An 11,861-nucleotide genomic window follows, 5' to 3' on the forward strand; every position below is an offset into this window, starting at 1 on the left:
TTGCAGATATGAAAAAACCCGCTCAATGGCGGGTTCGTGGGTTTGCCCAATGGGCGGGATCAATTCGTGTCTGCTCGGTACAAGAACGAGACCGGTACGGTGTAGGTGGAATCGCCGGTGATGCCGGTCCCCGGGTCGACCGGCGACATCGTCACCACGGTGAGCGCGCCCTTCGTGTCCCGGGCGTACAGCGGGAATAGGCCGGTCACCTCAGCCGCTATCGGGTTCGTCTTGGTCTTGCCGGTGCCCGCCGGCGCGATGATGCTCACCTGGAACACGCCGGTGTACAGCCGGTGATCGCCGCCGAGCGTGTTGCTCGCGGTGTCGCCCGGGATCGTGAACGCCCTCAGGTAGGTCTCCCCCGCCGCCGGCGTGTAGGCCGTGTTCTCGAAGACGATCTTCAACTTCTCCAACCTGCCAGCGTTCCAGGCGATGAGCTTGGCCTCGTAGATCGAAGCGATGATTGCGTGACTCATACCTGGTTATTCCTGATGGCCTCCAGCACGATCTGCTGAAAGCGAGCCACGGTTACCCGGACCATGCCGCCGGGGGCCCGGGTCGAGTGGCCGAACTCCAGCGGGATCGAGTAGGGCAAGTTGTTGACGATGAAAGCCGTTTGTCCGGCCTTGAACTCGATTGCTCCCGCAACGAGCCGCGCAGTCGCCTCAGCCCCTGTTGGGTCCGGGTGAATACGGAAGCTGTTGTCGACAGAGCCGATGGAGAAATTCCAGTTCGCCCGAAATCGCCCGCCGACATAGTCCTGACCAGCGACTAGGCCATTGACGTTGAAATTCTGGTCGCGCTCGGTCTTCGTCAGCGGCTTGGCGTATTCCACACCACGCTTGAGGTTGCCCGCCTTCGTGAAGTTCGAATCGTTCAGGTTGATGAGCGTGTTGCGGACCGCGACTTTGAAGTCGTAGTCCTCAGCTGCCCGGGCATTCGACTCCCGGTGAGCGACGTTCGCGGCCCATATCTCAGGGTTACCCACCGGCGACATGCGAATGATGCTGCTACCAATCTCAATGATGATCTCGCGCAGGCTCGCGTCAATTGCTTCACTGGCCCGGGCGGCAAACTCAGCCAGGCTCAGAGCGAAGCTGCCGGACTGTCCGGCGCCTGCCCGGCTCACGACCGCACCTGCAGCTCATACAAGATCGGCGTCCCGGCGGGGTTTACCTCTTTCAGCGGCGGGACGATGGACCAAGTGCGGCCCTGAGCGACCACCTTGTCAAGCAGACCCGGTACCCAGGCCAATCCTTGCGCGGCGATCTTGAGCTTCTTGTCGCCCTGCCTGATGAGGCTGTTGTTCTGGAATTCCAAGCCGGTGAAGTCGAGCAGGATGCCCTGGGCGATTTGCTCAACAGTGGCGCCTGGCGCTTCCCCGCCCGTCTCCGGGTCGTACTCGCCCGGCACCGTCTTGCTGATGGTTACGGGCTGGCCGAACTCTGTGATCATATCCAGAGCCATCACGGCCATTTCGTCGTAGAAGGTGGCCATGATGGTCTCCATTACAGCTATGCGCGCACTGCGAACAGCCCACGCTTTTGAAGGTAGTCGGCAAACTGCGTTGCGCTCGGACGATCAGGCGCCGCTGGCAGCAGTCGGCCACTGGCGTTGGAAATCGTGGCGTACTCACGTGTTACCACGCCTTCGACACGCTCCAGTGTTACCGCGCCCTTTCGCTTATCGATTGGGTCGATGTCGTCCTGATGAATCTCAGCGGCCAGGGCCATCTGTCCGTACTGAATCCGCGCCGGCAGGTAGTTGTCTGGCTTGATCTGGCAGTCCAGCTCAACCCCCCGACGCGGCCAGGACAGGGCTTGCTCGCTGCTCATCTTGCGGCCTTTCCAGGTCTTGCCATCCATCGCCAAGGCAGCCCGGCGCAGCAAAGCTTCCTGCTCGGGCACGCCCGCCGGGATGACCGTGCCGAACTTCACGGCATACATGGCCAGGTCCTCGGCGCTCGCGTAGCTTTCGGCGTCAGGCTTGCCGGTGCCGTCCTCGATGATGAGTGTCATGCGTCAACTCGCTGGAATGGTTTGAGAATGGCGGCCGCGTCACCGGCAGCCAGCATTATCAGGCCTTGGACAGGTCGCCTACGAGCTTTTCCAAGGATTCTTTCGAGGCGTTTGCCCGGTATGGCACCTTCGCTTCGTCGAGCTTGGCTTTCAGGTCGGCGATTTCCTTCGCGTCGGCATCTTCCCGACCCGCTTTGTCGACCTGCAGGAGAAGGTCCTCCACCTGCAGCTGAAGAGCTTTCACCTTCTCAACTTCACCGTCACGCTCGCGGATGAGGCTTTCCACACCGGCGTTTACTGCTTCGAACACCTGAAGCAGGCGATCAGCGATCGGGCCAAGCTCGCCTTCAGGGCGCACCAGCGATTGATCAGCGAATGACTCGACGATCAGGCCGACAGATTCGAGTTCGGCACGGAAGGCGTCGATGTTGATGTTGGAGTTGCCACCATCGATCAGCAGCACCTTCGGCACTTCCTTGACCGTCACGTCAGGCACATCGTCGGCAGCATCTTCGCGGCTTTCGGTAACGCTTGCGTCGACAATGCGCAGGCCATTCGCCTTGGCCAGCGCCTTCACGTCTTCCTGATACTGGTGGAATGGACCAGGCAGATACCAGATGTTCTTATTGCTCATGATCGTGTCCTCGCCAAGCCGGGCGCTGGGCCCGACTCAGCTGTCAGGGTTACTTGGAGGCGTCACCGATCAGAGCCACACCGGCGGTGTGCTTGATGCTGGTGGCGGTCTTGTCCCAGTTGGTACCGGTCGCCAGTTCGGCGTCGGTTGGCGACTTGCCGCCGGTGGTGGTGTCCCAGGTGTAACCCTTCAGGCCCAGGCCGAAGGTGTAGTCGGTCTGGAGCGTGGTTTCGATTCGCTCCTTGCCGTTGGTGGTCTGGACGTTGCTGATGATGTCGCGGCCGTCGTGGACCAGCGCAGCGCCTTGCACCAGGGACAAGATGATTTCTTTGTTCGGGGTTCCGGCCTGCATCAGCGCCGGGGCGTCCGTCACAACGGAGATCTTGCCGAGGATGTCCACCACGCGGACGTTGCCCGCCTGGAACAGCTGCTGCTGGTTCGCCAGGTTCTGGCCGACCAACTTGTGGTAGCTGGTGCCCTGCATCACCTGGGTTACCAGGTTCTGGCTTGCGTCGCCGAACTTCGCGTGGGCGTTGTTCAAGCCGGCGTAGGTGATGCCAGCGGTGGCCGACACATCGTTGACCGCAGCGGCCTGGGCGGTGATTGCAGCAACCAGGGCGGCGATCGCGGTGTTCAGTTGATCCTTCAGCAGGATTTCAGCGAACGCGCGGCTCGCAACCTCGATGCCTTGCGCGGTTGGGCGCTCCAGCCAGGTCATCTGCGATGGCTCGTAGCGGATCGGACCGAAGCCACCGGCGACCTTCACCGAGGTGTTCTTCAGCTCGGTCAAGTCGGTAGCGGCGACAGTGGCGTTTGCGCTGTAGCGATCCACGCGGCGCTGGGCGGCGGCCAGGGTCTGGAAGAACGACTCTTGGAGGAAGTCACCAGTGAAGCCGTCCGGAGACAGTACGATTGCACCGCGGCTGGCAGCGTTGAAAGCAGCCAGGTACTGATCCAGCGTCTCGAGAGTCGCCGGCATGATGTATTCGTTGAAAACCTGCATTTGCGACAGGGACATGGCTTATTTCCTTACGATTGAGGGAGATCCGGGAACCGGCTCGCGATCGCGGCCTGTCGTTCCTCTTTGGTGCCGCCGATTTTTCCTTTTGCGGCCCCGCCGCCACCTCCAGCACCAGCAGCCCCGCCGCCAGATGCCTTACTACCCGCGATCAACGGCGCGAAGGCCGTGTCGTTTGCGAATTCTGCTTTCAGCTCATCCAGCGTTGCCGCCGAGAGCTTGCCCTGCTGGTCGAGGACGACCACAACAGGCTTCCCGTCGCGCTGCTCGACGCTCAAACGGCGTTCGATATGCGGCAACAGGGCTTTGGCGCTGCCTGGGATTGCCAGGGCAGACGCGATGTCAGTAGCGGTACGGCCGACGGTCAGATCCCGGATCTGAGTACTCAGCGTTCCACGCTCCTGCTCCAGCATGCCGTTCAGCTCAGCTTCGCGGCGGTTGTACTTTTCAGACCAGGACTTTTCGAGCTCCTCGACGTTGCCGGACTTGCGAGCGGCCTCTTCACGCTCCAGCCGGGCCTGCTCTTCCGCATCCTTGCGAGCCTTCTCGGCGGCTTTCTTCTCGCCGAGCAGCTCTTCCACCTTCGACTTCAGGCCGGATACATCTTCTGGTTGCGGCAGGCCTTCAATACCGAGGACAAACTTGCCTTCCTTCTCGGTGTAGAGCGATTTGACGGAGTCATCGAGACCGTCGAGAGTGTCCAACTGATATTTCAAACCCATTTGTTTGTCTCCCGGAGACGTTGGTGCAGGCCCTGCCTGCTATTTGATGCCCGCCCGCTCGAACGCCAGAGGCTCAAGAGCCTTCATCTGCACAAGGGTCAGAGGTGAAAAGTTGCGATCGAGCTGCAGCTCAGAGAATCGCTCGATGCTCAGGCCGCCTTCGCGAAAAAGCTTGGCGCGGACTGGGCCGATAGCCTTGTCCTGAAACTCTGCTGGCTGCTGCTTGAGCCAGTCGTAGTAGCTGAGGTCTGCCCTCACCTGCTGGGCTCCGCCGTCGCCAATGGATGCCCGCGTGGCGTCCTTGGCGAACAAGGCGCTGAAGCGCGTCACAGCTACCACGGTCGAGCGACAGTTGATGTGGATCGGAGGCCTGGGCCCCTCTGTCAGCTTGAACCGGCGCTTATCCAGCGTTCGGCATTGGCTGGTTGTCTTCGAATCCAGGGTGCTGACCCACTCCACCGACTGCACGACGTCGCTGTTTTCCTTCAGCGTCTCCATGCGAGCCTGGGTTGCGACGTGCTGCACCGCCGTTCGCACGATGGCGCCGGCGTTGCGGTTGGTCGTGGCCAGGATGCCGTCGTTGTACTGGAGCGCCTTGGTACCGCGAATATTCTTGATGATCTGGAAGTTGGTTTGGCCTTCGAAGAAGCCCTGCCTGATCGCGCCTGTGAGGCGTTGCCTCTCGGTGGCGGTGAAGCCATCAATGAACGCATTGAGCAGCTTCCCGCCGTCGGCACCGCGAACGCTGAGCGGATTGGTGAGGATTGCCGCCCTGATTGCCGCAGCACCTGGCACCGCCGCATCGAAGGTGACGCCCACCGGCGCCGCCCGGGTCAGGCTGGTTGCTTCAAACTCGGCCTCGTAGTTGGCGATATCCACCAAGTCGAGGTTCAGCTTCTCGCTGTACCGGTCGAAGATGCCCAGCAGCAGGCTATCGACCTCGCTCAGCATCCGCTCCAGGCGGGCGACGGTGTAGTCCGTCAGGTCCGCCCGCGTCAGCCGCTCACGAATCGAGCGGTCGATCTCCTTCAGGAACGGAGCGAACTTCTTCACCTCTCCCGACTTCAGCTGCTCCAGGAACACGGCATGCCGAATGGTGGCGTCAAGGATTGCTTGGTTTGCCGCCATTCGGAATTACCTCGGTGTCGTCCAGGGCGGGCCCGGTGCTCTGCGTTTCCAGTTCACCGCGGATGTCGTCGTCGGTCTTCTCCGGGTTGATCACGCCACGGTCACGCAGGTATTGCCAGAAGTCGCCTTCCGGTAGCTTGCCGCCCTGCACTGCGTTGAACAGCGCCGCAAGGATCGTTGCGTCCAGAGTGATCTGGCTGAAGTCCTGATTGAGCTTGTAGACCACCTCTCCGGGCGCGTTCACGAACTCAGCCATCCAGACCAGGCACTGGCTGTACGCCTCGCTGACGTTGCTCACCACCAGGGAGAGAACGCTGTGTTCGGCGGCGCTGTCGTTGTCGGCCTGGGTTGCGGTCTTCACCGCACTACCTCGCTCGATCAACCGGGCACCGAGCGAAACCATATCCTCTTTCTTGGCGTCCATGGCCTCTTTGGCGACGGTGTTGGGCTGCGCCTGCCATACGCCACATGCGCCGTTCACAGGGAGCAGCCAAGGCGCTCTAGAGCCAAGGAAGATCCCGGCCTTTTCGAGATGGTCACGCCATTGCTCATCAAGGCCAGACATCCACGGCTGAGGCTGACCCACCAGATAAGCTGCCTCTTCATAGTCGGCGCTGTTGCGGTAATGCCCGATGTTCACCTCGGCCATGTCGTACAGCGGTGAGTCGTCAATGCTGGTGTCGTTGTTCTCGCTGCCCAGGAACTGGAACGGGATGATGCGCCACGGCTGGCCTGATCCGTTCAGCGGGGCAAATGGCGCGACGGTCATCTCCGCCTTGCTGGAACCCTCCTCCCATACTTCCTGGGTGTACACGCCGGACACATCCAGGCGCAGCACGCGGTATTGCACAACCTGCTCACTGCCGAACCCGTCATCAGTTTCGACGTCGATCTTTTCGCGCAGCACAACCAGGCTCAACAGGTGCTGACCGCCAACCTGGCGCGTTTTCCAGTTGATGATTGATTCAGCCGGGTAGCTGGCGACGTTTGCACGGGCGCGACCGGCCTGCTCGTCCGCCTTACTCACGGTGCCCGCCTCGACAGCAGCGTAATCCACAAGCAGGCCGTGACGGCCGACTTCGAGCAAATGCCCGATAACGGACTGCGATTGCTGGTAAACGCTGACTCCCTGCCCGTCGATGTCCTTTGTCACGTAGTCGAGCGCGCCGGGAACAGTAAGCGTTGGCCAGGTGCGGAACACCGCTCCCACCAGGCTGTGTTTCGTCCGGCCGGTGGCGTTGTAGAACACAGCGCGCTTCTTGTATGCGTCGTACCGATCCTTGTTGTCCTGGGACTTGTCCGAGGCATTCGGCCTGGGCAGGTAGTAATCGCCGGCAGCCTTGACCGTTTCCGATCCCTTGCAGACGTCGCGCACCAAGCGCCAGCGGTATTTCGCCGCCGTGTACTCGGGACGGGTGAAAGTGACGTCCGTCATCGAGCGACCCCCATTTTCATTGCGGTGACCGGTTTGATGATCGGGTACTCGCGGTGGATGAAGTAGCCGCCGGCGTCGTTCGAGTGATCGATGCCGGCGGTTTTGTCTGGCTCCCCGTTTGCACCCCATACCTGCTGCTCTAGACCATCGGCGTAGGTTGGGCAGGTGAGCGGATTGACCAGGTAGCGGCGCTCGCCCTGCGCGTTGCAGAAGACGGCGTTCATTGCGTTGATTCGGTCCTTTACCGGCGGGTTTGCCGCTGGGGCGATGACCGCGAACCCAGCCTGCTTGAGCATGGCAAGGTCGGTGATGCTGGCGTTCACGGACTTGCGTGAATCGCCGGAGGCATCCGGGTAGATCCTGATCTCGCAGGTCTTCTTGAAGTCGTTTCCGTCGTGCTGCCAGTAGCGTTCTTTTATGCGGCGGATCATGTCGGGCGTGTCGTAGCCGTCGATCAGCTCATCCACGGCCCTGGGCAACCCCTGTTCGCGCTTAACATGGGTAATCGCCGCCATCTTCCCGACGTTGAAGTCCATCCCAATGAACAGCGGCTCGCCGGGCTGCACAGTGTCGAAGCATCCGTTGAGCTTGCGATCGTAGGCCGTGTAGATCGTGCCGGACGTCAGGTTGACGAACTGGCCCTTGAGGTACGCCATGATCAGCTGTGGCGGATATGACTCCATCAAGGAGGCGATGTAGTCATCCGGCAGGTTCAGCTCGTTATCGAACGTACTGGCCTGAACCAAGCCGTACATCTCCTTGAGCGAAGGCTTGTCGCGCAACTGCTTCACGAACTGCAGGAAGACGAACTTGAAGCCTTCCGGTGTCGTCGTGACATCCACCCCGTTCTTCAGCCCAGGCAAGTTGTAACGCATCCGGGCAATGATCTTGCGCCAGGCCTGCTGCGCCTTGATGGCGGTCAGCACGTCCAGCTCATCCACCAAGGCATGGCCAATCTTGAAACCGACAATCGTCTGCGGTTTCTCCATCGACCGGCAAATCACAGTGCCACGGTACTGCCGGCCGCTGTAGATGTGAACTTCGTGGTTCGCCTGGTTGATCTTGGTCTTCAACCCCCAGTCGTAGGCCACCTCATCCATGGTCGGATAGAAGATGTCGCGGATCTGCGGGTAAGTCGGTGCGAAGTAGCCAGCGTTGACGCCGGGCCACTCCATGAAGTGCTTGCTCAGTGCCGAACAGCCCACCCAGGTCTTGCCTGAGCCGAACCCGGCAACGAACGCACGAAATTTGTGGGGCAGCGTGAGGAACTGAGCCTGCGGAACATTAAGGCTCGGCATTCGGCTTCCTCGCATCCACCACGTCGACCTGAATGCGGGTCGGGATCACCGGCTCATCACCAGCTTCTTCCTTCCGCGCCCGGTTGACGTAGATGTCGCCACACTCTTTGGCTGCCTGCTCCAGTAGCTGGGCAGTCAGCGCAATGTTCTTCATGCTTTCGGCTTTCTCGGCCATGCGGCCAAGGGTGCGCAGTCTATGGGCGCGGTTGGCTATCGGTATCTCTGCCGTCTCCTCCCTGAATCGCTTGCGGGTATCGTGAAACAGGGTCACCCATTTGGCCGCGAGGGTCTTGCTCGCCCGCTTGGTCGCATCATGCGATTCACAAAGCTGACGGGAGATCTCAATGCCGAATTCTTGTTTGACGGCCTCTACCACCTGAGAGGGGGTGTCAAAGCACGCCAAGGCCTGAACGATGAAGCCTTTCACCTCATTATTCAGGTTTGCCATAAATTGAATTCCGTCTAATGCCTGTCAAATTTCAGGCCGATCTGAGCAGACAGGTTCCGCAGGCCCTCGCAATGTTCAATTTCCCCACCTCAGCAGGACTGTTTGCAGCATCCACCAACGCTTGAACGTCAGGGCTCGCACCGTAACGGCGGACGACACCGACGAACTCCTCAACATCGTGGCCACGCATCTCAAGCTTGGGCAGGCCATCCTGTGTGAACTTGGGCGCGCCGTATCCATCCCTCGCCTGGGCGATGTGGTACAGCTCATGCTCGACCAGGGCACAGAAGTCGTTATCACTGCACTCGGCGCAGTAGTCAGCAGCCAAGGTGATGATGAAAGCCGGCACATCGCCGAACCAATCACGCATCTGTTGCTCCATCCGGGCTTTCTGCCAGCCACCGGCACGGAACGCTACCTGCTCGGCCTGGCCCAGCACTGTGCGACCCTGCTTGGCGAAGCTCGACGACGCCCACATGATCCGGATGTCTGCATCCAGTAGATGGGCATGGTCTTCGTTATGAATGCTGCCGGTGTCTGAGAGGATCTCGGCCTGGAGCCATTCCCACACTTCAGGAGCTTGGGTCAGACGGGTACCGAAATCGGAGAGGTCGGACAGCTCAAGCAGTGACGCCGGGGGCAGTGGTCTTTGCATCAGCCATACCCCCCGTTGATGATCACCGTGCGGATCGTGCCGCCGGTGTAGATGTCTCGCTTCATGGCGGCGCGCACCGCGTCTTCTGCGCTTGCGCCCATATCCATTGCGGCGATGGCATATGCACAGCCACTGCCAATTGCGTCAGGGTTTGCCAAATCGAGATCCTGCTTCCAGATGCCAGTCTTGTCGTCATGACCGACCATCAGCAGCTTTCCACCGTCGAAGACATAGCCTGAGCACTCCACGGGAACTGCTGAGGCCGTGCCGAAGTAAGCGGCGATCAAGGCCTTCTCGTCGCACACTGCCCCCGAGAGGAAGAAGCTGACGCCATCGACGACCTGGCACTTCGGCGCGCTGTCAGACACGATTCGGTCGTTTCGGGTCTGGCGGCCGTCATAGGCGATTACGCCGTCTTTGTAGGCGATGGTCGTCATCTGCATCCCTCATGATTGCGCGCCACGATTTGGCGCATTCGAAAACGTGGCGCGGATTACTTGCCCCGGCGATCGATGCCGCCCGGCGCCTTGTCACAGTGCAGGCAGTGCTCGCAGTTCAGTGTCCGACACAGCCAGGCCTTCACCCGCTGCCAGTACGTGACCATGAAGATGTGGCGGGCGCCGGCCAGGGCCAGGGACACATGCAGCGTCAGGCCGGCAGTGGTCGGGCCGAAGAACATGTTTTGGTTGCGCGCCATCACGACAAATCCGCTGATAGCGATCGCCGAATAGATTAGCTTCCCGAGGATGCCGTCCCTCACCTTCCCACTCAGTACACACCAAGTTGCCCACAGCGCGATAAGGCCGCAGGCGATGGAGTTGATCAGTTCGAGATTCATGGTGGGTTACCCCCGCCGAACCGCTGACGAATGAACGCCCAAAGGTCGGCCGCTTTGATTGCTCGGGTTATGGCTGCAATGAGAGATCCGCCAAATGTACCCAGCAGGAAGCCAATGCCGGCAACACTGCGCGGCTCGACCACGCCCAGGTAGGCACTGATCAGCCCGGTCAGGTAATGAGCACAGACGGCACCGGAGAAAATAAAGATGGTCCAGGCCTTTCGATCTACCAGGTCATCCCGGTGCCAAAAGCTGGCGGCGATCGCGCCCACAAGCCCGGCGAATGCCCAGTCGAGCTTATCGAACAGGCGCTGTAGAAACTCCATGCGCGCTACTCCGTGGGCATGATGAATAAAAAAGGCCGGTGTGAGCGGCCAAACGCTGGGGAGCAGCGGCGAATAGATCAGCCCCGGCGGCACTCCCAGCTCAGAGCGAAGGGTGTGGCGGGGCCGAAAACGAAAAGGCCCCGATCAATGTCGAGGCCCTGAATAGGTGCGCGTGTCTTCCCACGCTGCCAGCCAAAGACCATCACGGCGTCGACACCCAAGTGCATCGATCTCGCTGTTCCTGTCTCGCGCCACCCTGAAAGCGTGTTAGGTCAGGGCGCGCGGGCTGCCGGTGTTTTTCCGTAGCGCTGCACTACCGGCTTATCAGCGTCCAGGCCTTCCGTGAGGCTGCCCTGGCTGCAGTTGAAACTCAGGCAATAAAAAACCCGGCGGGGTGGCCGGGTTTCGAAGTGGTCGTGCGCTGGAGGTAAGTTGCGCAGTGTGGGAAAAGTACATCAAATTCCCCACCATAGCAACACCTTTATGCCGCATCCTCTGAGTTTTCCGAGTGAATAACCTGCCAGACTGGCTCTTGAGCCTGAATATCCACTTCCTCGATAGCCTTTCGCAGGAAATTCCAGATGTCGAGCCAGTCACGATCCCAATGCTTGGGCTCGATGGTGACCCCATACAGCTTCATCATGGCTTCAGACACTCGAGCTGGGCCCCACGCATCACCGCCGCTCACCTCTACCTTGTAGGACTGGAGGGCGCAGGTGATCAGGCAATGAACCTTCGCCGCCTTGGCGTCGGTGAGCGCGCCAAAGTCCGTATCCGCCCAAATTAGCTTTTCGGCGTTGAGCATGTGCACGACGGTCATGCACGGGTGGTAAAGGTAGTGCCCCAGTTGCTGCACCTGGAACGGCAGCGACTCGATTGCCTTCTGCACCTTCCCCATAGTGAGAAGGTGAGCTGCTCGATGTGTGGAGCGGCCAATCGGTGCGCGCCGCGTTTCGGCAATGCTGATCTTCTGGCGCACGGCCATGATGCGCTCCTCCTTGTCCTCGCCCTGGGCTGCGAAGATGATCTCTCGGAGTGCCGCCTTTTCCTTTCTGACTACGGTTGCGGATTTGGCCCGATCAGCCGCCGCAGCACTGATTGAGGCGTTCGATTCGTGCTGCGCATCAGTCCACGCTTGACGTGCGTTGATCAGCTTCATGCGGCCACCTCCGGTTTGCGGAATGCGAGAGTTAGGATGAATAAGGTGGCCATGAAGCTCGACGTTGCCAGAATGGTGTGCCCCGTGGCGATCATGGCGTACAGGCTGAACGCTGAACTCGGCAAGCTGAGCCAAAGCCTGGATCGCAACTGGGCGGCAACCTCATCCTTGATGCCGCCACA

Annotated in this window: 16 protein-coding genes and 1 pseudogene; all 17 read right to left on the reverse strand. The window is 60.4% G+C overall.

Annotation, left to right across the window (positions count from 1 at the left end; translation table 11 throughout):
- Positions 1-59 precede the first annotated feature (59 nt).
- Positions 60-476, reverse strand: coding sequence for a phage tail terminator-like protein (locus ACP7CJ_RS26965; protein WP_426102831.1), 417 nt, complete (start codon positions 474-476; stop codon positions 60-62).
- Positions 473-1,129: a hypothetical protein gene (locus ACP7CJ_RS26970; RefSeq protein ID WP_426102833.1), complete on the reverse strand. Its 657-nt coding sequence runs from the start codon at positions 1,127-1,129 to the stop codon at positions 473-475. Before ACP7CJ_RS26970 ends, ACP7CJ_RS26965 begins: the two co-directional genes overlap by 4 nt.
- Positions 1,126-1,497, reverse strand: a complete 372-nt coding sequence (locus tag ACP7CJ_RS26975; RefSeq protein WP_426102835.1) for a hypothetical protein — start codon at positions 1,495-1,497, stop codon at positions 1,126-1,128. The genes ACP7CJ_RS26970 and ACP7CJ_RS26975 overlap by 4 nt, the downstream gene beginning before the upstream one ends.
- A gap of 17 nt (positions 1,498-1,514) precedes the next feature.
- Entirely contained in the window at positions 1,515-2,018 is a 504-nt protein-coding gene (locus ACP7CJ_RS26980; protein ID WP_426102837.1) for a DnaT-like ssDNA-binding protein, read from the reverse strand.
- Positions 2,019-2,076: 58 nt separating this feature from the next.
- A complete protein-coding gene (locus tag ACP7CJ_RS26985; RefSeq protein ID WP_426102839.1) occupies positions 2,077-2,652 on the reverse strand; it encodes a hypothetical protein in 576 nt (191 codons plus the stop codon).
- A gap of 49 nt (positions 2,653-2,701) precedes the next feature.
- Positions 2,702-3,670, reverse strand: coding sequence for a major capsid protein (locus ACP7CJ_RS26990; RefSeq protein ID WP_078825126.1), 969 nt, complete (start codon positions 3,668-3,670; stop codon positions 2,702-2,704).
- 11 nt (positions 3,671-3,681) lie between these two features.
- Positions 3,682-4,392 carry a hypothetical protein gene (locus tag ACP7CJ_RS26995; protein ID WP_289345564.1) on the reverse strand — a complete coding sequence of 237 codons (711 nt, stop codon included), beginning with the start codon at positions 4,390-4,392 and terminating at the stop codon, positions 3,682-3,684.
- 39 nt (positions 4,393-4,431) lie between these two features.
- Positions 4,432-5,520 carry a minor capsid protein gene (locus ACP7CJ_RS27000; RefSeq protein WP_426102841.1) on the reverse strand — a complete coding sequence of 363 codons (1,089 nt, stop codon included), beginning with the start codon at positions 5,518-5,520 and terminating at the stop codon, positions 4,432-4,434.
- Entirely contained in the window at positions 5,495-6,955 is a 1,461-nt protein-coding gene (locus ACP7CJ_RS27005) for a DUF4055 domain-containing protein (protein ID WP_426102843.1), read from the reverse strand. The genes ACP7CJ_RS27000 and ACP7CJ_RS27005 overlap by 26 nt, the downstream gene beginning before the upstream one ends.
- Entirely contained in the window at positions 6,952-8,253 is a 1,302-nt protein-coding gene (locus ACP7CJ_RS27010; RefSeq protein ID WP_426102845.1) for a terminase large subunit domain-containing protein, read from the reverse strand. Before ACP7CJ_RS27010 ends, ACP7CJ_RS27005 begins: the two co-directional genes overlap by 4 nt.
- The gene (locus ACP7CJ_RS27015) at positions 8,240-8,701 is read right to left on the reverse strand and encodes a DUF2280 domain-containing protein (RefSeq protein WP_426102847.1); all 462 of its coding nucleotides are present in this window, start codon (positions 8,699-8,701) and stop codon (positions 8,240-8,242) included. Before ACP7CJ_RS27015 ends, ACP7CJ_RS27010 begins: the two co-directional genes overlap by 14 nt.
- 31 nt (positions 8,702-8,732) lie before the next feature.
- Positions 8,733-9,356, reverse strand: a complete 624-nt coding sequence (locus ACP7CJ_RS27020) for a putative metallopeptidase (RefSeq protein WP_426102849.1) — start codon at positions 9,354-9,356, stop codon at positions 8,733-8,735.
- A complete protein-coding gene (locus ACP7CJ_RS27025; protein ID WP_426102851.1) occupies positions 9,356-9,793 on the reverse strand; it encodes a proteasome subunit beta in 438 nt (145 codons plus the stop codon). Before ACP7CJ_RS27025 ends, ACP7CJ_RS27020 begins: the two co-directional genes overlap by 1 nt.
- 56 nt (positions 9,794-9,849) lie before the next feature.
- Positions 9,850-10,194, reverse strand: a complete 345-nt coding sequence (locus ACP7CJ_RS27030) for a hypothetical protein (RefSeq protein WP_426102853.1) — start codon at positions 10,192-10,194, stop codon at positions 9,850-9,852.
- Positions 10,191-10,520, reverse strand: a complete 330-nt coding sequence (locus tag ACP7CJ_RS27035) for a hypothetical protein (protein ID WP_047274405.1) — start codon at positions 10,518-10,520, stop codon at positions 10,191-10,193. Before ACP7CJ_RS27035 ends, ACP7CJ_RS27030 begins: the two co-directional genes overlap by 4 nt.
- Positions 10,521-11,001: 481 nt before the next feature.
- Positions 11,002-11,679: a hypothetical protein gene (locus ACP7CJ_RS27040; RefSeq protein WP_426102855.1), complete on the reverse strand. Its 678-nt coding sequence runs from the start codon at positions 11,677-11,679 to the stop codon at positions 11,002-11,004.
- Positions 11,676-11,861, reverse strand: a pseudogene (locus ACP7CJ_RS27045) (hypothetical protein); the annotation flags it as partial. The gene ACP7CJ_RS27040 and the pseudogene ACP7CJ_RS27045, both read right to left, overlap by 4 nt.

The organism is Pseudomonas sp. PSPC3-2, from assembly GCF_049897085.1.
GTDB lineage: Bacteria > Pseudomonadota > Gammaproteobacteria > Pseudomonadales > Pseudomonadaceae > Aquipseudomonas > Aquipseudomonas paraveronii.